Genomic DNA, 18,320 nt, shown 5'->3' on the forward strand with positions numbered 1-18,320 from the left:
CGCCCGAAGGCGGCGGCGGCTCAGGCTTCGGTACGGATCGCCGTAACTTTGTCGGGATAAAATGCCAGATGATCCTTGATCGCCACCACGGCGTTGTAAGGCATTTCATAGCTCCAGGCCACATTGTCCCCCTGTGGGCCGTTCAGCGTGAGGGAGAAATAACTGCAGTCGCCCTTATAAGGGCAGTAGCTCACATGCGTGCTTTTATGCAGCAGCCGCATATTCACATCCTCACGCGGAAAGTAAAACACCGGCGGATAGTTGGCTTCCTGCAAGATGAGCACATGACGGCTGTCGGCCAGGATTTGGCCGGCGCCGCGCACCACGACCCGCGTCGGATGGCGGGTCAGCGTAATCGGATGGTCCGGGCCGGGAATTTTCACCGGTTTGCCGGACGCGGAAACGAGCTCGGACATGGCGGCCTCCAGCGTGTGCGCCCCGCCCCTCGTGAGGCGTCTTCCCAGTATAGCCGAACGGTTTTGCCGACGGCCGCACATTCGGCGAGCGATCGCTTTTCACCGCGCCAAAATTAAGAATTTTTACCTGTTCGATTTTCTTTCGGAGGAATACATTCATCCCAACTTCTACCGGCGAGTTAATCGGATTATTTTTAATCCATTAATTAGCCAATTTACCAGGAACTCATTATGAATATTAAACGTGCCGCGGGTGTGTTGGTGGTGGTAATGGCGACGCTTTCCGTTACCGCATGTGGGCATATGTCCAATCGCGATCGCAACACGGCGATCGGTGCGGGCGTCGGTGCCGTGGGCGGCGCGGTATTGACCGACGGCAGCACGCTGGGCACCCTCGGCGGCGCAGCGCTGGGCGGCATCATCGGCCACCAGACCAGCCGTTAATTCTCCCGCCAAAAATAACCTCCGCAGGCCGACACTTTTTTAATCCACACGCGCCGGCCTGCTTTTATTTACTCCGCTGAAATTCCTCAGGGAGCGAACCTAAATAAATAACGTTAAGCGCGGCTTTATTATTCATTAACCTGCGCCAGGGTTATTTATTGCGCCGGCAGCCTGAAACGCGCCATCGCTTTTTCCAATCGTTCCGATTCGCCCTGCAGCAACTGCGAAGCCTCGGTCACCGCGTTCACCACGGCGCCGGTTTGCCGCGCCACCTGATTCAGCCCGGCGATGCGCGCCGTCACGTCCTGAATGCTCTCCCCCTGATTGAGCGACGCCAGCGAGATCTCCCCCATCAGTGCGCTAAACGTGTTCACCAGATCGATAATTTGACGCAAGTTGCCCGCCAGCAGCTCTACCGCTTGCGATCCCTGATCGATTTGCTGCAACGAGCGGTTGATCAGCTGATGAATATCGCGCGTAGAATGGCTGCTCTTCTGCGCCAGCAGGCCCACTTCTTTAGCGACAATGGCGAAACCCCGGCCGTGAACGCCGGCGTGCGCGGCCTCGATCGCCGCATTCAGCGCCAGAATATTGGTCTGAAACGCCACACTGTCGATCAGCGCCACAATGCCGCGCATCTCGGCCGATTGGTTGACGATCCCTTGCATCGAGACGTTGACGGTTTGCATCATCTTTTCACCGGCGCCGGCGCACTGCCTGGCCTGTTCGGTGCGTTGATTGGCCAGCTGCGCGTATTGGCCGTTTTCTTCCACCCGCGCCGCCAACTGCTGCACGTGCTCGGTCGCCAACTGCAATTCGCCGTCCTGCTTCGCCGACTGCGCCGTCAACTGTCGATTGCCGTCCGCCAGCCGCCCGACGCCGTTCAGGATCCCGCTCGCCGCATCGCGCACCTCACTCACCAGTCGCTGGAGGCCGTTTTGCATGTGGCCAATGCTGGTTTGCAACTGACGCATTTCGCGGTTAACCGCCCGTTCAGGCGGCAACGGCCGCGAAAGATCGCCGGCGGCCAGCACGTTTAGATGGGCGATCGCCCTTTGCAACGGTGCGATCACCCAACGAGCAACGCCGAACCACACGCCCAAGGCGATCAGCGCCAACGCCGCGAGCGCGCCGAGCGCATAGGTTTTGGCCTGCTCCAGCGCCGACAATTGCCGCACGTTGACGTCATCGCCGCGTCGTTCGTTCAGCGCCTGATAAGCGAGATACTTCTCGTTGAAATCCGCCTGAAAAGCCTGGATCGGCACGGCGAAAAACGCATCGATGCTGTCGCTGCGTTGCAGCCCTTGCGCCTGCTCCTTCAGACCGTCATAGAACAGGCGATAACTGCCTTTCAGGGCGTCAGCGGCCTCGGGCGCCGTCGCGCTCAGGCGCTCAAACCGGGCGAAGGCCTGCTCTGAAGCCTGCAACGCCGCCAGCGATTCATCCAGCAGGCTATGCCAGCTGCCGTCGGAGCCGGTGGCTTTATCCTGCAGATAGTAAATGCCCGCACGGTTCAGGGTATCGCTGGCCGTCAGCAGCGACAGCCTGGCGCGATCCATCGCCGCCTGCTGGCGATGCAAGGCGTCGCCCGTCACCAGGTTAATCTTGGCGTCGCGCAGAATATTGGAAATAAATACGGTGGAAAACAATTGCAGCAGAGAAAATAGCGCGATAACGCAAATTACGCCGCTTAATAACCCCATGCTTTTGCCGAAGCCAAACGTGCGCGGCAGCGCGGGCGCAGGTTTTGCCCCGCGGCCAAGTGTCAGTTTTATGTTCATGATTTTTAGTCGGTAATACCAGGATGCCGCGAGTCTAACGAGCATTGATGACACGACGATTACAGCCTCCCATAGGTGGGTGTTGCCGGGTTCGGAATGCGTTGAAATCATGTTAAGGCGTGAACGAAAGAGGGAATTGTCTTGGTGAGAAAATAAGCTTCTCTGCGAATCGCCAAATAAGAAATATTATTTTAGAAACAGAGAAATTCATTCAAGTCGAATATCAATCAATACTTCAAGGCATATCCATAATAAATACTGCCGTAGGTCAAACTCGTTGTATTGAAGCGTGGGTCAGACATTTTCTGACCCACTCACTTCCCGCTTAAATCCTCACCCTTTAACCGACGACACCACATTGAGCGGCTGGGCATCCGGCAGGATATTCATGTGCTCCAGCACCTGGGCCATGATCTTGCCGAACACCGGCCCGGCTACCGAGCCGCCGAAGTGCTTGCCGGCTTTCGGGTTGTTGACCATCACCACCAGCGCCACCTGCGGATCGCTGGCCGGCGCCACGCCGGCGGTGTAGTTGATGTAGCCGCCATCGTATTTGCCGCTCGGGCCCATTTTCTCGGCGGTACCGGTTTTGATCGCCAGACGGTAGCCGGGCACCGCAGCGCTCACCCCGCTGCCGCCCGGCAAGGCGTCGCTTTCCATCATATGTACCACGGACCTGACCGTATCGGCCGGCAAAATGCGTTGCCCCATCACCGGCGGCGTCACCTTGGTGATAGACAGCGGCCGATAAATGCCGAAGGAACCAATCGCGGCATACTCGCGCGCCATTTGCAGCGGCGTCACGCGCAGCCCATAGCCGAAGGAGAAGGTAGCGCGTTCGATATCGGCCCAGCGTTCGCGATGCTGCGGTAGGTAGCCGCTGCTCTCATTGCCGATGCCAAGCTCGGTCGGCCGCCCCAGGCCAAAGCTGCGGTAGACCGCCGGCAGCACGGTGGCCGGCAGCGCCAGCGCAATGTGAGATACCGCGATGTCGCTCGATTTTTGCAGCACGCCGGTGATGGTCAACTTCGACCAGTGGCCGACGTCCTTGATCAGGTGACCGTTCACCCGATACGGCGTGGTGTCCAACACGGTATCCGGCCGGATCAGCTTATGTTCCAGCCCCACCATCACCACGACCGGTTTCACCGTCGAACCCGGTTCGAAGCTGTCGCTGCTGCACACGTTGCGGATATCTTTCGCCGGCGTGCTGCCATAGTTGTTCGGGTTGAACGACGGATAGCTGGCCATGCCGAGGATTTCGCCGGTGTCAATTTTCACCAGCACCGCGCAGCCGGAGTCGGCCTGGTTAGCCACCACGCCGTCGCGGATCTGCGCATAGAGCACGTACTGGATAAATTTGTCGATGCTGAGCGTCACATTCGGCGGTGGAACCGGATCCACGCTTTTAATCACGCCGATCACCGCGCCGCTGCCGTCCTTCTGGTAGACCCGCAGGCCGTTTTTACCCTGCAGCAACGGGTTGAAGCCCAGCTCGATGCCCTCCAGCCCCTGATTGTCCTGGCCGACGATGCCGATCAGGCCGGCCGCATCCTGGCCCATCGGGTAAAAGCGGCTGAAATCCTGCTCGGTGCTGACGCCGGTCAGGTGCAGTTTGCTGATGTAGGCGGCGTTGTCGTCCTCCACCTTGCGCGCCAGGTAGACAAAGCGTTTGTGCGCGTTGCTCTGGATCAGATGCTGCACGTCCGCCAGCGGGATCTTCAGCACGTTGGCCATGCTCTGCCAGCGTTCGTTGCCGGTATCGGTCTGGGTATCGAGAATATGCTTCGGATCCAGCACGATGTCTTTCGACGATACGCTGACCGCCAGCGCCTCATTGTTGCGATCGGTGATCATGGCGCGGTTGGTCGGCACTACCTGGGTGCGAATCGAGCGCTGATCTGCCTGGTTCGCCAACTGCTGGTGTTCCAGCAGTTGCAGGTAACCGACCCTGAACGCCAACAGAAAAAAACAGACCAGCATGCCGGCGCAAATCCAGCCGAAACGAACTGTGGAATAGGTTTTACCGCTCTTTTTGGTCGATGGCGCCACTGTTGTGTTAACCCTGCGTTTTTATTCGGTTTATCGTGTTATTTCAGTCTACCTTGCCGGAAATGGTCAGGAGATTGCAGTTTGTAAGAAAGTAAAAACAAACCGCATCACCGTTGCACATCCGCACTGTCGTTTAACTGCGGTTTAGTTTGCGCCGCGTCGCCGGGCTGGAGCGCGTTGGCCGGATCGAAAATGTGGTCGAGGATCGCGCGCGCGGTCGGCCCCGCCACCACGCCGTCGCCGCCGCCGTTTTCCAGGATCAGCGCCATCGCCACCCGGGGGTTTTTGTAGGGGGCGAACAGCGTATAAAAGATATGATCGCGCAGCCGCACCGGAATCATTTTGGCGTTGTAAGTCTGGTTTTGCTTCAGGCTGAACACCTGCGAGGTGCCGGATTTAGCGGCAATCTGGTACGGCGCGGTATGGAACAGCTTGTATCCGGTGCCGTTCGGCAGGTTGGCCATGCCGTACATGCCGTTGCGCACAATGCCCCAGTAAGGCGAACGGGGATCGCCAATCTGCAGCGCCTGCGTCGGCGGCTGATAACGCGTGACCCGGTTACCCTGCTGCAGCGAATACAGCAGGTGCGGCGTTTTCACCTTACCGTTGTTGATCAGCGTAGCCAGCGCTTTCACCATCTGAATAGGCGTCGCCACCCAATATCCCTGGCCGATGCCGACCGATACCGTATCCCCCTGATACCAAACTTTTTTGTGCACCCTCAGCTTCCAGTCGCGGCTTGGCAGCACGCCGCGGTACTCTTCGTTCAGATCGATGCCGGTCGACTGGCCGTAACCAAACTGGCTCAGCCAATGGTGAATGCGATCGATGCCCATCTCATACGCCACCTGATAAAAGAAGGTATCGGCGGACTCTTCTATCGCTTTGGTGACGTTGAGCATGCCGTGACCGGTCTTCAGCCAGTCGCGATAGCGCCGCTCGGTGCCGGGCAACGTCCAGGTCGGCGCGCCGAAAAAGGTGGTGGTGGGCGTGATCACCCCAGCAAACAGCGCCGAAACCGCCATGTAGGGCTTCACCGTCGACGCCGGCGGGTACAACCCCTGGGTGACGCGGTTGATGAGCGGCAGATCCGGGTTGCGGAGCAGCGCCTTATAGGCCTGATAGCCGATGCCTTTGACGAAGGGATTGGGATCGTAACTGGGGCTGGAGACCATCGCCAGAATGCCGCCGTCGCGCGGATCTTCCACCACCACCGCGGCGCGTTGCCCCTTCAGCACCGATTCGATGTACTGCTGCAGCGGCAGATCCAGCGTCAGGTAGATGTTTTTGCCGGCCTGCGGCGGCTGCTCCTTCAGCAAACGGATCACCCGCCCGTGGTTATCCACCTCCACCTCCTGATAGCCGGTGGTGCCGTGCAGCTCGGACTCGTAATAGGCCTCGATGCCCTGTTTGCCGATGTTGCGATCGGCGGCATAGTTCTCGCTCAACCCGGCCTTGTCCAGGCGCTTGAGATCGCTGTCGTTGATCTTCGACACGTAACCCAGCACGTGCGCCAGCTGCGCGCCGTAAGGATATTCGCGCTGCTGATAGGTATCGATAGTCACCCCGTCGAAACGGTATTGATTGACGGCGAAACGCGCCACCTCGGTGTCGTTCAGTCCCGCTTTTAGCGTTATCGGCTTGTAGCGGCTGTTGTGGTGCATGTCGTCGCGAAACGCGCTGATATCTTCCGGCGTCAGATCGACGATCGGCGTCAACGCCTGCAGCAGCGCCGCCATGTCGGTGATTTTGCTGGGCGTGATCTCGATGCGATACAGTGTCACGTTTCGTACCAGCGGAATGCCGTTGCGATCGAAGATCAGCCCGCGGCTCGGGGCGATCGGCAACATCTTGATGTCATTCTGGTTGGAGCGCGTCTGGTAAAAGCCGTGCTGGCGAATTTGCAGCCGGTAGAGGTTGACGACCAGCGCGCCGAAACAGACCACCACCAGCGCCAGCGCCACGGCCGCCCGGCGGATAAACAGCATCTCTTCCGCGGAGTGGTCGCGAATTTTTTCTTTTAACAGGGCCATGCGGAGCCGATACCTTTTGCGTCACATTTCCCCGCAAAATCAGGGAACTGAAAAGCCGGCAAGCATAGCGTTATCGGGCGCGACGCCCCATGAAAAGGTTGCTAATGAAATGGCATAACTGTTTCAGCATATTGGAATGTTACCGGCGGCGATTTTTTCACCGCGCGCCCCATTGAGCCGCCGTTCCTCTCAATGCTACAATGTGATCCTTATCACACTATTGCCGTTATTCTCCTCCGCATTTTCCTGTCGGCGCCCTGCCGGATGCGGCTTTTTGTTACATAGGATCGAGTTCGATGAGTACCATTGCCACCGGTTTAATCATGATGCGCTGGGAGTTGCTGAGCGCCGTGATGATGTTCTTCGCCAGCCAGTTAAACGTTGTTTGCCGTAAAACCAGCCGCAATGGCATGGCGTTCATGTTCAGCAGCCTGGGCCTGTTTACCGCCTGCTGGTTCGTGATGGGCCTGATGGGCATTCACTTCACCCTCGAAGCCTTCACCCAATTCTGGTCATCGGCCTGGGATCGCTACGTGGACGTGGTCAGCACCATGCCGGTCGATTGGCCGATGCCGTAATCTCGCCGCTGGGGGGCAACTCAGGCCGCCCCTGCAATCAGTTCGCTTCCGCAGACGGCGCCGCCGCCAGCCGCGCCATCAGCGCCCCCGCTTCGAGCAACAGCGCCTGCTCCCGCTCGGACAGACAGCTTTCCATCGCCGCCAGCAACCACGCCTCGCGTCGGGCGCGGCTTTGCTGCAGCAAACCCAGCCCGGCAGACGTCAGCCGCACCCGCACCCGGCGTTTGTCTTCGGCATCCGGCGTGCGCACCAGCAGCCCATCGGCTTCCAGCTCGCGCAACGCGGCCGCCAGGTTTGAGGAGCGCATACGCTCCGACTCCGCCAGCAACGACGGCGTCGCCTCGCCGCCATGGCGATCGATAGCCCCCAACAGCATCAGCTGGGCCCAGGATTTTTCGTCGCTGCGCGACTCGCGCCGCATGCGGCGCACCAGCGACATTAACTGCGTGCGCAGCAGCGTCACGTCTTCAGGATGATCTTTTTTCATTGGCATCAGTCGATAACGTTCAGTTTGTCCCTACTTTCACATCGCCGGATCGCGCAGTCAATGGCGCCCCGTTCGGCCACCGCGCGCTTCTGGCTTAACCCATTTATCTATGATAATATAGCTATTAATATATAGCAAAAAGACACTGCAGCCGGCAGGGTTACGTTTGCTCACGCATTTGCCCCCTCGCCGACTAATTTGCAGTGTTATTATTATTTTGCTTAACAAAACCCTCCTCATTCAACGTGGTACGATAAGCCGATGGAAGCGTGGAAAGTCAATCTGATCTCGGTCTGGCTCGGGTGTTTCTTCACCGGGCTGGCGATGAGCCAAATCCTCCCTTTTCTGCCGCTGTACGTCGAACAACTTGGCGTCAGCGATCATCAATCCCTCAGCCTGTGGTCCGGGCTGGTATTCAGCGGCACCTTTTTGGTCTCGGCGGTGGTGTCGCCGCTGTGGGGCAGCCTGGCCGACCGCAAAGGCCGTAAGCTGATGCTGCTGCGCGCTTCGCTGGGCATGGCGATCGTCATCGCGCTGCAGGGGCTGGCTACCAACGTGTGGCAGCTGTTCGCGCTGCGCGCCCTGATGGGGCTGACGTCCGGCTATATTCCCAACGCCATGGCGCTGGTCGCCTCGCAGGCGCCGCGCGATAAAAGCGGCTGGGCGCTGGGCACACTCTCGACCGGGCAGATCTCCGGCGTGATCGCCGGGCCGCTGCTGGGCGGGTTGATGGCCGACCATCTGGGGCTGCGGGTGGTGTTTTTCGTCACTTCCGGGCTGATGTTCGTCAGTTTCCTGGTGACGCTGTTCCTGATTAAAGAGCGGCGCATCACGGTGAAAAAAGCGGATCAGCTGAGCGGCAAGGCGGTATTCCGGTCGCTGCCTTATCCGGCGCTGATCGTCACCCTGTTCGTTTGTACCCTGATGATCCAGCTGGCCAACTCGTCCATCAGCCCGATCCTGACGCTGTTCATTCGCGAACTGTCGGGCAACGTCAGCAATATCGCCTTCGTCAGCGGCATGATCGCCGCCGTGCCCGGCATCGCGGCGCTGATCTCCGCGCCGCGCCTCGGGCGGCTCGGCGATCGCATCGGTACCGCGCGCATTCTGATCGCCGCGCTGCTGTTCACCACCGGCCTGTTCGCCGTGATGGCCTGGGTGAATACGCCGCTGCAGCTGGGCATTCTGCGCTTTCTGCTGGGCTTCGCCGATGGCGCGCTGATGCCGGCGGTGCAGGCGCTGCTGCTGAAGTATTCCTCCGATCAGGTGACCGGGCGCATCTTCGGCTATAACCAGTCATTTATGTATCTGGGCAACGTGGTCGGCCCGCTGCTGGGTTCGGGCATTTCGGCGATGATGGGGTTCCGTTGGGTGTTCGCCGTGACGGCGGTATTGGTGCTGTTCAATGCGCTGCAGCTGCGCCATCAGTTCAAAAAAGTGCAGCCTAAACGCGCGGGATAGCGGGGAATGCGAGGGAGCGCCTCAAGCAGTGGCGGGACAATGACGCCCATCAACCGAGCCGCCACTGCCAAAGGCGGCCGTAGCCTACTCGACGCGATGAACGTTTGGTATTTATGTAAGTAAATAAAGTGTTGCAGGCGCGTAGAGGGCCGCCGCAGCGGCCCTTTTGCATCAGAACATGGTGTTGTCGTTGGCCGATTTTTCCGGCACATCCTGATTGACGTCCCAATGCTCGGTGATTTTCCCCTGATCGTTCACCCGATAAATATCCACGCTGGCGGTGCCGCGATCCTGCGGGTTATTTTGATATTTGACGTGAACGTAGACCAGATCGCCGTTGACCGCGCTGCGGTATATTTTAGCGCTGTACTGCGGGTTGTCTTTGAAGGTCTGGCTGAAGAAATCGAGGAACGGCTTGATGCCGTCGCCGACGAACGGGTTATGCTGCTTGTAGTTTTCCACAATCAGCTTCCGCGCCACGCCGATGTCATGGCGGTTGAAGAAGCCCGCGTACAGATCTTCCACCACCTTCAGTTTTTGCTGAGCATGATGATAACCGCCCTTGCCGGCCGATTTGTAAGACGCCGCCTGATCCGTTGACAGCGCCGGGTAACTCGCCAGCAGGCCGCCGACGATCGCACAGGTGATCAATGCCTTTTTCATAACTGCTCCTTAGTTTCCTGAGTGACCTACAATTTTCAGCTGCCCTTTCAGATGGGTGAAGCTGCCGTCCTTGGCGGCGATGTTGGTGTACACCTCGCCGCGCTCGAAGTCCTCGATATGCGTCACGTTGTCGCCGGACTGCGGCTCATGCCAGTAGACCATGTAGACCTTCGGCCGAATTTCCACCGCGGTGTACTGCACGGTATCGGTGATGCCCTGCGACGCCTCGCCGATGCCGGTGAAGGTCATGGTCTTGTCATCGGTAAAATCCAGCTTGAAGGCGAAATCGCCAAAGGTCACCTGCACCACTTTACCAACCGCAATAAACTGCCCGTGTTTTTCCGTCATCGTCGCCGCCTTACTGTTTGTCAGGGAGGTTTGCGCCGCCGTAGCGGCAGGCAATGCCAGGGGGAAAGTCAGGGCTATCGCCAGCGCGATACCCGTTCGCTTCACTGTTTTCATCGTTCCTTCTCCTTTCCGTGGTTGAAAACGAGAATCATTATTATTTCTTAACGATTGGCAGAAATATAAGAATAATCTCTATTCCTATCAGGCACCTGACGACGCCAAAAGAGGGTGAAAAATCGCCGTGAAATGGCGTGGCAATAGCGCATTCTGACCCTTGGTTTTTACGCAATGAACGGGATTACTGTTTTCAGGATGAGGGATAGCTCGGGGATTCGGTAGGTCTATAGCGCAGATAGCTTTAAGCTAATGCGAATTTGTTCTTAAGCCGCCCGCCGCAGGGAGAACGGCGGCGAACGGCGCGGCGTTTAACGCAGCCAGGGCGTATAGGTGACGCCAACCAGCAATCCTTCCGGGCTGAGCAACCGGGTAACGCTTTGCCCCCACGGCTCTTCACGGTTGGCGACCAGCAGCCGATAACCGCGATCGATTAGCCCTTGGGTGGCTATCGCCATGTCGGCCACGTCAAATTCGATCCACGCCTGCGGCGCCGCGAGATCCGCCGGCCAGCGATCGTCGCCAAAACAGGACTGCGCCGCCTGCGCCAGCGGCCACAGGGCGAAGTGTTTCACCCCGTCCAGCGCGCCCTGCTCGGCCAGCAGATAGCTCTCGTTGCCCGGCATCGGCTTGAGCGGCAACCCCAGCGCCTCGACATAAAACGCCTTGCTCGCGTCGCTCTCACGCGTGATGGGCCCGAATCCGGCGACAAACAACACGCCCAGGCCCGCAAATTGTTGATCCATGCTTGCACTCCCTTCCGGTTAGCGCCCCTGCCGCACCTGCAGCGGAGCAAATCCATAGGCCGCCTTGAAGCGGTTGCTGAAATGGCTGGCGGAGCTGAAGCCGCACGCCAGCGCGATCTCGGTGATCGGCTGTTGGCTATGCCGCAACAGCTGTTCCGCCCGTTGCAGCCGCGCGCGCATCACGAACTGGTGCGGCGCCAGGCCGGTGGCATGCTTGAACATGCGGGCGAAGTGGTACTCGCTCAATCCGGCCTGCGCCGCCAGATCGGCCAGCAGCAGCGGCCGATCGAGATGGCTTGCGATATATTCCCGCACCCGCCTGGCTACCGCGGGGGCCAGGCCGCCGCGCGCCGTCGGCAGCGTCCACTGCAGCTGGCTGTAGCGTTGGATCAGGTGCGACATCAGCAGGTTCGACGCGCTGCTGAGCGCCAGCAGATTGGCGCTGTCACGCCAGTCGCAGTTAAGCAAAAACTGGCGATACAGCAGCGTAATTTGCGGATCTTCGCCAAAGCTGCGCGGCTCTACGTTGATCGCCGCCGGGCTGCGATCCCAGGTTTGCTCCGCCAGCCGGCGCAAATGCCCGTCGGTGCAATACAGATGCACGAACGACAGATCGCTGCGCACATCCCAGGTAGATGCATACTGGCGCGGCATGATGCAGAACCGATCCGGCCCACCGCCGTTGCGCCAGCCGCCCGGCACCTGCTGGTAACACTCATAGCCGTCGGCGACGTACAGGCTCAGGGTATGGTGGTCGGCGCTCTCCTGCGTGACGCGATCGTTGCAGTTGGACCAGGCGGCCAGCTCCACGCCGGTGCCCAGCAGCACGCTGCCGTGCAACCGCGCTTTATGCTCACGCAGTGTTTCAAACGCCTGATAGTTGGACATCGCCGGCCCCGTTGTTCGACATGCCGACAGTGTAAAGAGTGGCGCCTCGGCATGCCAGCGGCCGCCCCGCGCTTTTGGCAAAAAAAGCGCAAGAATATGCAACTGGGCGCAAGGCGCTGCAAGCGCGGCCGCACGCCAAAGCGGATACTGCGCCATCGGCTTTTTCGGAGTGAATAGAATGAATGCGCTGTTGTACCTCGCCGTGGTGCTGATTTGGGGCACCACCTGGATTGCGATCACCCTGCAACAGGAAGGCCCGGTGGCCATTCCTGTCTCGATCGCTTACCGCTTCGCCATTTCCGTCGCGGTGATGTTCGCCGTGCTGTTGCTAACGCGCCGCCTGCGCCGCATCGCCCCGCGCGATCATTTGTTCTGCGTGTTGCAGGGCTGCTGCGTGTTCGGCTTCAACTTCTTCTGCTTTTACCACGCGGCGGCTTATATCAGCAGCGGGCTGGAATCGGTGATCTTCTCGATGGCGGTGCTGTTCAATGCCCTCAACAGCCTGCTGTTTTTCCGCCAGCGCCCCAGCCCCAACCTGCTGCCGGCGGCGCTGCTGGGGTTGACCGGCATCGTGGCGCTGTTCTGGCAAGATCTGGCCGCCACCCGCATGGCGCCGGAGCTGCTCAAAGGCATCGGTCTGAGCGCGCTCGGCACCTACGGCTTCTCGCTGGGCAATATGATCAGCGCGCGTCATCAGCGCCGCGTGCTGGATATCTTTTCCACCAACACCTACGCCATGACCTACGGCGCGATGCTGATGGCGCTGATCGCCCTGGCGCAGGGCGCATCGTTCCAGATCGAATTCAGCAGCCGCTATATCGGCTCCCTGCTGTACCTGGCTGTCTTCGGATCGGTGATCGCCTTCGCCGCCTACTTCAGCCTGCTCGGCCGCATCGGCGCCGGCGCGGCGGCTTACAGCACCCTGCTGTTCCCGCTGGTGGCGCTGACCATCTCGACGATCTACGAAGGCTACCAGTGGCACTTCAACGCCGTGCTGGGGCTGTGCCTGATTCTGCTGGGCAACCTGGTGATGTTCGCCAAGCCGGGGCTGAGATGGCGACGGGCAGGTATGCCAAAACAAAATTCAACCCTTTGAAGCCATTGGCGAATATCGTTATCATCAGGTTTTGCTGATAACGGATGATGGCCAATGCTCAGAAGCGATGATGTGACACCCCGCGCCTACAAACAGGTGGACGTTTTCACCGCCACGCCGCTGCTCGGCAATCCCGTGGCGGTGGTGCTGGAAGCCGAAGGGCTGAACGACGCGCAGATGCTGGCATTGGCCCGTTGGACCAACCTTTCGGAAACCACCTTTGTGCTTAAACCGACGCACCCGGCGGCGGATTATAAGGTGCGCATCTTCACTACCGAAAAGGAGCTGCCCTTCGCCGGCCACCCGACGCTGGGCACCGCACACGCCCTGCTGGAAGCCGGATTGGCGCCTAAACGCCCCGGAACGGTGATGCAGGAATGCGGCGTCGGCCTGGTGGCGATCAATATCCTGCCGGAAGGTGCATTGGCGTTCGCTGCGCCCGAAGTCAGTTTTCGCGCGATGGCGGTTGAGGAAACAGAACGGCTGATGGCCGCTTTACAGCCGGTGGTGATTGAAGCCGATACCCTGCCGGTTATTGTCGACATGGGCATCCGCTGGCTGATGATGCGCCTGCCGGATGCGCAATCTTGCCTGGCGGTGATGCCGGATCAGGCCATGATCGAACGGTTGCAAACCGCCTGTGATGTGGATGGCGTAGTGATTTATGGCGCCTGTTCTGCGGCCGAACCGGCAGATTACGAAATGCGCGCATTTATGGTGGAATGCGGCGCCTTGATCGAAGATCCGGTAACGGGCAGCGCCAACGCCTGCCTGGCGCGCTTGCTGAAAGCCAACCGCTTCCCCGACGGCGATTGGACCGCGCAGGGCTATCTGGTGCGCCAGGGCACCCAACTGAAGCGAGATGGCCGCGTGAGCGTGCGCTTTATTGACGGCGAGCCCTGGATCGGCGGGCAGTGCTGCACCCTGATTAACGGCACATTGGGTATTTAGTATGCCTCCTACCGTTTCGAACTTTTTCTGCGGCACAAAATGCCGCCATTATTCATACAATATTTTAAAACTACCTGTAACATCGAAAACATGATCATAGGTACTTAACGCAACCCTTGCTTTTCCTGAACTGTATTCCTCCAGCAGGTCAAAGCTTGACTCTGAATACTTCTCATAAGGATAGTCATCGACTTTATAGATAGACATCCTTTCTATATCACTAAAAAAGAACTCTATTTTCACATCAGCCTCATTCAAAACCTCTAACTCGCATGCTGATAACGAAAGCAACGTTTTAATTTTAAATGTGAAAGGAGAAAGACTCACTTCATGCTCAGAGATAATCAAGGCATCTCGCCCTTGAATGATCCCATACTTAGTCTTTATTGCTTGCACCTTCATCTTTAGCTCACCCTCTACTTAAATGATAACTAAGAAAGACATTGCGCTGTATATTCCAGACAAGCTAGTCGTCATATCGGTTAATTTCAATACCGCACTTTTCAGAAGCATTTTATCCCCTGGGAGTTGGTCTCTTCTGCTACTCAATCCCAGCGGATCCACCCACATCCGCGGGTTCGTAGTAGCGGAACTGTAGTGCAGACCGCTTTCGTCGTCCTGATATTGCCCGGCGTAGCACAGCGGCTTCTGGTATTGCGCGCCCTGCCGCTTCGCCGCGTTGGTTACCTCCAGCGGCGCGCTATTCAGATCGGTTTGATACCAGTAAATATCCGCCGAGCGGCTGTCACCCGCCCCGCCTGCTCCAACGCCGCCAGCGGGCTCGCCGCATCGTTATTTAAAAGCCCATCAGTGCATAAAGCCGAGCATTTAAAATTAGTAAATCAAAATCAGATCAATAATCTTTATAACTAAGTTCTAAGCAACGATACAAACTCTTTAAATGCTTCTATTACAGTTTCCTCGTCTGATAATTCTCTTCGTTCATTAATTATATAGCTCCCGGTTTCAACATCAATGATCTCCAACATACAAGATGCATCATCCCACACCGTAAAACGCGCAATCTTCGTATCATCATCTATATCAACAACCAGACTATCTGTAAAATCATTAGCATTGTACTTAACTTCATAATGGCTATTGGATAAGATCCAATCACTTATTTTTTTGAGCATATTGAAATTCCTGATTCTGTTTTACGAGCCTTAACCTCAATGTTTTTCACAGTCGGCATTTCTGGTACTGGTAGCCCCTTACGTTTGGCTAATCGCCCCTCCAACGAGTCAGGATCAACTATTTTTGCCCATCCTTTATTTGTCTTGATTAAAAATCATTCCGGCACACTTCGAATTCAACGCACATAGTACCCGGACACCTAAAATATTTAACCTCTATGATTCTTTGTTTTTAAAGAGCTGGAGATTACCTATTCAAAATTTAATTTTCTCATATAAACCGGGTGTTGTCTGAAAGCAGGGTTTTATAAATATAGTTACTTATTCCCCACCGTCAGACAACACTCAATACCACCCTTAATTTAGTTGAAAGTCATTGTTTCCAATGAAAACCCGAAAAAATTGAGCTTACAGACTTATCACTTACAGCTCAAAGAACCATTCTAAAAATGAGTTGAAATCTTTCCATTGAGGTTTCAACCGCCCATCTTTAAAATCTTGCAACTTCTCGCCTAAAGCTAAGTCAACCACCTCACCAGTTTCTTTGTTGTAAAAAAAACCAGTTTCCCCCTCGAAGCTGTCAAGTGGAATAAATGATTTCGGCAACCCAAGGACTTCATGACATCTCTTCAAGTCAAACTCATAGTTTGAATTTAGTAAAAACCAGCCCAATTGATATATTTCTTTTTTCCGACTGTAAAAAGTAGGCCCATCTTCCGCATGGGAGTAAAATAAAGAAATATCAGATGATGGCTCAACCCCTAATTTCTCAAGGGCCTTCTTGTAGTCTTCAGATGCATCATCGAACCACCAGCCTTTATTCTTAAGATGCACTACAATATTTTTAGATAACATATTACCCCCTGCAATTAGATTTTAAATTTCGTTTGCGCAATTCATTTTCACCACGCTGACGCCAGTAGCTATCACGATCGCCATTAAAAGCATCCCTGTTAACAGGGTTTATCGGATGTTGGTTTGGTAAATGAGGATGTAATGCATTTGTACCATAATACTTCTGATGTGTATCTGCTGAAAGCTCAAATAGCGAACCTAATCCATTTTGTTTAGAGTGATGGAGGTTTATTTGCGAGTACTTACCATTTTTCACTACAAATGGACTCTTACCATCCAACGCTAGATCCAAATTAGTCTTAACACCATTCCTCGTATTAACAGGAAGGTCCCAATCAATTTCTTGTTGATAAACAGTATGAGTACTCCCTGATGGCGCATTGAACACAACTGGTGTAAAGAAATTACTCAACCCCAGCGGATCCACCCACATCAGCGGGTTCGGCGCATACTGATAAAGGTTCAACCCGCCGCGCAACCCTATCGGATCCTGCGTGGTGAAACGCCCCACCTCGGGTTCGTAGTAGCGGAACAGGTTGTAGTGCAGGCCGCTTTCGTCGTCCTGATATTGCCCGGCGTAGCGCAGCGGCTGCTGGTATTGCGCGCCCTGCCGCTTCGCCGCGCCGGCCACCGTCTGGCCCTGCAGCTTGCCGAAGGTGTCGTATTGCCCGGACCAGCACAGGTTGCCCGCCGCGTCGGTCACCTCCAGCGGCGCGCTGTTCAGATCGGTGTGATACCAGTAAATATCCGCCGAGCGGCTGTCGCCCGCCTGCTCCAGCGCCGCCAGCGGGCTCCACGGGCTGGCCGGATCGTAGCTCCAGCTGCGGCGGCTGCCGTCGTCGCGCTGCTCCTGCAGCAACCGATAACCCTGCCACAGGAAACGGGTCGTCTGTTCGGTTTTGCCCTTGTAGCGCACCGCCTTGCGGCTGCGGCGGCCCAGCGCGTCGTAATGATACTGCGCCTCGAACTCGCCCTGCGGGCCGCGGCCGTGCGCCTGCACCAGCCGGTTGTCGGCGTCGTAGCGGTAGTGCTGTTCGTACAGGCCGTTGCGCCGGCTGATCAGGTTGCCCTGCGCTCACCCAGCAGGTTATCCGCCAGATCGTACACCAGCCGCGCGCCCGCTTTGCCTGATTGGGTTCGCGGTGTTGCAGCAGGCGGCCTTTGATGCAACTAACAATCTAATTTTTTTACTCTTCCTTTTTTATTTTTAAAGAACCTAATATCTCCTTTTCAAGCTTTGATCTTATATCTCATATTTAATGCTGCACACTAAAGAGCCCCAAAGAAAGGATCCTTTCGACAGCTTGTCGGTCACTCTTCTTCGATGCACTCATCACTTATGATCGATAATCCATCAAGTTGATTAAACACATTCTTCAAGAATTTGTACCTGCTGAGTTTTTCTGGATTCTTCCCATTAGTGAAAGACACCTTAATTATCGTGCTAAACTCTTTGTTATCTTCCTCTAACCACTCATTAGAGTGAGGAATATAATTATCAGTAATGGTTAACTTGTCCGCATAAAGGCCAGTATATGCAAAGTAAACACCAAAATAGGAGCTATCATACTCCGAGCAAGTTATATCCCATTTATCGTCCAGTAATTTGCTCGCTTCTTTTTTTGATATAACACTGCCATATTTTAAAAAATATAATTTTTTCATAATTTATCCACCACATTTACCAGGTATTCTAGTTCCCTTTCCTTTAGCCTTAACTTCAGCAGCAGACTCAAAGACCATTGCGTTCACAGGTCTACCTCCTGACATTTTGGATAATTTTTGCAATGTATCATCAATACCTAATTTCTTAGCCATTTCACTACCCATATCAATTGGTCCAGTGCGCCCTCCTTTTCCTATTCCCAACTGCTCTGCTTTTTGATATAGCTCAGGATGTGAAATAGCAACGTCAAAATCACTAACACGGCCAACATCAAATGGTTGACCTGTAGAGAAACTTACCCCCGATACGGAGCTTCCTTGCATATATGAAACTGTGCCGGGATATCCTAATTTACTCATTCCTGCCTGTAATGCTTCACCGAACTGTTTAAATTGGCCGAAACTATTAAAGCCATGTGGAACTCCTTCTACAGATAACCCCAGCGGATCCACCCACATCAGCGGGTTCGGCGCATACTGATAAAGGTTCAGCCCGCCGCGCAACCCTATCGGATCCTGCGTGGTGAAACGCCCCACCTCGGGTTCGTAGTAGCGGAACAGGTTGTAGTGCAGGCCGCTTTCGTCGTCCTGATATTGCCCGGCGTA

General features: G+C 56.1%; 20 protein-coding genes and 2 pseudogenes. 5 read left to right on the top strand and 17 right to left on the bottom strand.

Annotated elements, in window-relative coordinates; all coding sequences use genetic code 11:
* Positions 1 to 20: 20 nt before the first annotated feature.
* Positions 21 to 416 (bottom strand): DUF427 domain-containing protein, encoded by a 396-nt coding sequence (locus ACJ8PE_RS06065; protein WP_099783015.1) that lies wholly within the window; start codon positions 414 to 416, stop codon positions 21 to 23.
* A gap of 231 nt (positions 417 to 647) precedes the next feature.
* Between ACJ8PE_RS06065 and osmB the strand changes: the two genes are divergently transcribed.
* Positions 648 to 860: an osmotically-inducible lipoprotein OsmB gene (osmB, locus tag ACJ8PE_RS06070; protein WP_004940700.1), complete on the top strand. Its 213-nt coding sequence runs from the start codon at positions 648 to 650 to the stop codon at positions 858 to 860.
* Positions 861 to 1,015: 155 nt separating this feature from the next.
* Here the strand turns inward: osmB and ACJ8PE_RS06075 are convergent, their stop codons facing one another.
* From ACJ8PE_RS06075 to mrdA, 3 genes are all read right to left on the bottom strand, one after another.
* On the bottom strand, positions 1,016 to 2,641 hold the full coding sequence (locus tag ACJ8PE_RS06075) for a methyl-accepting chemotaxis protein (protein WP_404768924.1): 1,626 nt from the start codon (positions 2,639 to 2,641) through the stop codon (positions 1,016 to 1,018).
* 333 nt (positions 2,642 to 2,974) lie between these two features.
* On the bottom strand, positions 2,975 to 4,693 hold the full coding sequence (locus ACJ8PE_RS06080; protein WP_033643023.1) for a penicillin-binding transpeptidase domain-containing protein: 1,719 nt from the start codon (positions 4,691 to 4,693) through the stop codon (positions 2,975 to 2,977).
* Positions 4,694 to 4,800: 107 nt separating this feature from the next.
* Positions 4,801 to 6,726 (bottom strand): penicillin-binding protein 2, encoded by a 1,926-nt coding sequence (mrdA, locus tag ACJ8PE_RS06085; protein WP_197792322.1) that lies wholly within the window; start codon positions 6,724 to 6,726, stop codon positions 4,801 to 4,803.
* Positions 6,727 to 7,022: 296 nt separating this feature from the next.
* Between mrdA and ACJ8PE_RS06090 the strand changes: the two genes are divergently transcribed.
* On the top strand, positions 7,023 to 7,304 hold the full coding sequence (locus ACJ8PE_RS06090) for a YjcB family protein (RefSeq protein WP_033650442.1): 282 nt from the start codon (positions 7,023 to 7,025) through the stop codon (positions 7,302 to 7,304).
* A 37-nt stretch (positions 7,305 to 7,341) separates the two neighbouring features.
* On the opposite strand, the gene ACJ8PE_RS06095 is transcribed toward ACJ8PE_RS06090, so the two are convergent.
* Positions 7,342 to 7,791 carry a MarR family winged helix-turn-helix transcriptional regulator gene (locus tag ACJ8PE_RS06095; protein ID WP_046687018.1) on the bottom strand — a complete coding sequence of 150 codons (450 nt, stop codon included), beginning with the start codon at positions 7,789 to 7,791 and terminating at the stop codon, positions 7,342 to 7,344.
* 261 nt (positions 7,792 to 8,052) lie between these two features.
* Here ACJ8PE_RS06095 and ACJ8PE_RS06100 point away from each other — a divergent pair, with 261 nt between their 5' ends.
* Positions 8,053 to 9,252: a multidrug efflux MFS transporter gene (locus ACJ8PE_RS06100; RefSeq protein ID WP_033650443.1), complete on the top strand. Its 1,200-nt coding sequence runs from the start codon at positions 8,053 to 8,055 to the stop codon at positions 9,250 to 9,252.
* Positions 9,253 to 9,423: 171 nt separating this feature from the next.
* Here the strand turns inward: ACJ8PE_RS06100 and ACJ8PE_RS06105 are convergent, their stop codons facing one another.
* The 4 genes from ACJ8PE_RS06105 to ACJ8PE_RS06120 all read right to left on the bottom strand — a co-directional run bounded on the left by ACJ8PE_RS06105 (position 9,424) and on the right by ACJ8PE_RS06120 (position 12,011).
* Positions 9,424 to 9,915: a nuclear transport factor 2 family protein gene (locus ACJ8PE_RS06105; RefSeq protein ID WP_033643018.1), complete on the bottom strand. Its 492-nt coding sequence runs from the start codon at positions 9,913 to 9,915 to the stop codon at positions 9,424 to 9,426.
* A gap of 9 nt (positions 9,916 to 9,924) precedes the next feature.
* Positions 9,925 to 10,377, bottom strand: coding sequence for a MoaF-related domain-containing protein (locus ACJ8PE_RS06110; RefSeq protein ID WP_099783007.1), 453 nt, complete (start codon positions 10,375 to 10,377; stop codon positions 9,925 to 9,927).
* Between the two features lie 311 nt (positions 10,378 to 10,688).
* Complete coding sequence (locus ACJ8PE_RS06115) at positions 10,689 to 11,123, bottom strand: glyoxalase (RefSeq protein ID WP_117188372.1); 435 nt, start codon at positions 11,121 to 11,123, stop codon at positions 10,689 to 10,691.
* An 18-nt stretch (positions 11,124 to 11,141) separates the two neighbouring features.
* Positions 11,142 to 12,011, bottom strand: coding sequence for a helix-turn-helix domain-containing protein (locus tag ACJ8PE_RS06120; RefSeq protein ID WP_170853043.1), 870 nt, complete (start codon positions 12,009 to 12,011; stop codon positions 11,142 to 11,144).
* 178 nt (positions 12,012 to 12,189) lie between these two features.
* Here ACJ8PE_RS06120 and ACJ8PE_RS06125 point away from each other — a divergent pair, with 178 nt between their 5' ends.
* Complete coding sequence (locus ACJ8PE_RS06125) at positions 12,190 to 13,107, top strand: DMT family transporter (RefSeq protein ID WP_197792320.1); 918 nt, start codon at positions 12,190 to 12,192, stop codon at positions 13,105 to 13,107.
* 54 nt (positions 13,108 to 13,161) lie between these two features.
* Complete coding sequence (locus tag ACJ8PE_RS06130; protein WP_197760548.1) at positions 13,162 to 14,058, top strand: PhzF family phenazine biosynthesis protein; 897 nt, start codon at positions 13,162 to 13,164, stop codon at positions 14,056 to 14,058.
* Positions 14,059 to 14,106: 48 nt separating this feature from the next.
* Here ACJ8PE_RS06130 and ACJ8PE_RS06135 read toward each other — a convergent pair whose 3' ends face one another.
* From ACJ8PE_RS06135 to ACJ8PE_RS06170, 8 genes and pseudogenes are all read right to left on the bottom strand, one after another.
* On the bottom strand, positions 14,107 to 14,460 hold the full coding sequence (locus ACJ8PE_RS06135; RefSeq protein ID WP_197792319.1) for a hypothetical protein: 354 nt from the start codon (positions 14,458 to 14,460) through the stop codon (positions 14,107 to 14,109).
* A 141-nt stretch (positions 14,461 to 14,601) separates the two neighbouring features.
* Positions 14,602 to 14,840 (bottom strand): annotated as a pseudogene (locus tag ACJ8PE_RS06140) (RHS repeat-associated core domain-containing protein); the annotation flags it as partial.
* A gap of 87 nt (positions 14,841 to 14,927) precedes the next feature.
* Positions 14,928 to 15,194 carry an immunity protein TriTu family protein gene (locus ACJ8PE_RS06145; RefSeq protein WP_197792317.1) on the bottom strand — a complete coding sequence of 89 codons (267 nt, stop codon included), beginning with the start codon at positions 15,192 to 15,194 and terminating at the stop codon, positions 14,928 to 14,930.
* Positions 15,179 to 15,298, bottom strand: a complete 120-nt coding sequence (locus ACJ8PE_RS06150) for a hypothetical protein (protein ID WP_420543006.1) — start codon at positions 15,296 to 15,298, stop codon at positions 15,179 to 15,181. The genes ACJ8PE_RS06145 and ACJ8PE_RS06150 overlap by 16 nt, the downstream gene beginning before the upstream one ends.
* 319 nt (positions 15,299 to 15,617) lie before the next feature.
* Positions 15,618 to 16,049 (bottom strand): hypothetical protein, encoded by a 432-nt coding sequence (locus ACJ8PE_RS06155; protein ID WP_049295555.1) that lies wholly within the window; start codon positions 16,047 to 16,049, stop codon positions 15,618 to 15,620.
* Position 16,050: 1 nt separating this feature from the next.
* Positions 16,051 to 17,212 (bottom strand): annotated as a pseudogene (locus ACJ8PE_RS06160) (RHS repeat-associated core domain-containing protein); the annotation flags it as partial.
* Positions 17,213 to 17,360: 148 nt separating this feature from the next.
* Positions 17,361 to 17,714 (bottom strand): hypothetical protein, encoded by a 354-nt coding sequence (locus ACJ8PE_RS06165; protein ID WP_442536729.1) that lies wholly within the window; start codon positions 17,712 to 17,714, stop codon positions 17,361 to 17,363.
* A 3-nt stretch (positions 17,715 to 17,717) separates the two neighbouring features.
* Positions 17,718 to 18,320 (bottom strand): RHS repeat-associated core domain-containing protein (locus tag ACJ8PE_RS06170; RefSeq protein ID WP_442536730.1); only part of this gene is annotated, 603 nt, incomplete at its 5' end.

The organism is Serratia sp. CY74737 (assembly GCF_052166775.1).
GTDB lineage: Bacteria > Pseudomonadota > Gammaproteobacteria > Enterobacterales > Enterobacteriaceae > Serratia > Serratia ureilytica.

What these genes read in the sequence shown, in the direction of transcription:
- ACJ8PE_RS06105 (WP_033643018.1), bottom strand. Translation starts at nt 9,915, where the DNA reads ATGAAAAAGGCATTGATCACCTGTGCGATCGTCGGCGGCCTGCTGGCG.
- osmB (WP_004940700.1), top strand. Translation starts at nt 648, where the DNA reads ATGAATATTAAACGTGCCGCGGGTGTGTTGGTGGTGGTAATGGCGACG.
- ACJ8PE_RS06135 (WP_197792319.1), bottom strand. Translation starts at nt 14,460, where the DNA reads ATGAAGGTGCAAGCAATAAAGACTAAGTATGGGATCATTCAAGGGCGA.
- ACJ8PE_RS06095 (WP_046687018.1), bottom strand. Translation starts at nt 7,791, where the DNA reads ATGAAAAAAGATCATCCTGAAGACGTGACGCTGCTGCGCACGCAGTTA.
- ACJ8PE_RS06090 (WP_033650442.1), top strand. Translation starts at nt 7,023, where the DNA reads ATGAGTACCATTGCCACCGGTTTAATCATGATGCGCTGGGAGTTGCTG.
- ACJ8PE_RS06075 (WP_404768924.1), bottom strand. Translation starts at nt 2,641, where the DNA reads ATGAACATAAAACTGACACTTGGCCGCGGGGCAAAACCTGCGCCCGCG.
- ACJ8PE_RS06100 (WP_033650443.1), top strand. Translation starts at nt 8,053, where the DNA reads ATGGAAGCGTGGAAAGTCAATCTGATCTCGGTCTGGCTCGGGTGTTTC.
- mrdA (WP_197792322.1), bottom strand. Translation starts at nt 6,726, where the DNA reads ATGGCCCTGTTAAAAGAAAAAATTCGCGACCACTCCGCGGAAGAGATG.
- ACJ8PE_RS06165 (WP_442536729.1), bottom strand. Translation starts at nt 17,714, where the DNA reads ATGAAAAAATTATATTTTTTAAAATATGGCAGTGTTATATCAAAAAAA.
- ACJ8PE_RS06155 (WP_049295555.1), bottom strand. Translation starts at nt 16,049, where the DNA reads ATGTTATCTAAAAATATTGTAGTGCATCTTAAGAATAAAGGCTGGTGG.
- ACJ8PE_RS06065 (WP_099783015.1), bottom strand. Translation starts at nt 416, where the DNA reads ATGTCCGAGCTCGTTTCCGCGTCCGGCAAACCGGTGAAAATTCCCGGC.
- ACJ8PE_RS06110 (WP_099783007.1), bottom strand. Translation starts at nt 10,377, where the DNA reads ATGAAAACAGTGAAGCGAACGGGTATCGCGCTGGCGATAGCCCTGACT.
- ACJ8PE_RS06130 (WP_197760548.1), top strand. Translation starts at nt 13,162, where the DNA reads ATGCTCAGAAGCGATGATGTGACACCCCGCGCCTACAAACAGGTGGAC.
- ACJ8PE_RS06145 (WP_197792317.1), bottom strand. Translation starts at nt 15,194, where the DNA reads ATGCTCAAAAAAATAAGTGATTGGATCTTATCCAATAGCCATTATGAA.
- ACJ8PE_RS06125 (WP_197792320.1), top strand. Translation starts at nt 12,190, where the DNA reads ATGAATGCGCTGTTGTACCTCGCCGTGGTGCTGATTTGGGGCACCACC.
- ACJ8PE_RS06115 (WP_117188372.1), bottom strand. Translation starts at nt 11,123, where the DNA reads ATGGATCAACAATTTGCGGGCCTGGGCGTGTTGTTTGTCGCCGGATTC.
- ACJ8PE_RS06120 (WP_170853043.1), bottom strand. Translation starts at nt 12,011, where the DNA reads ATGTCCAACTATCAGGCGTTTGAAACACTGCGTGAGCATAAAGCGCGG.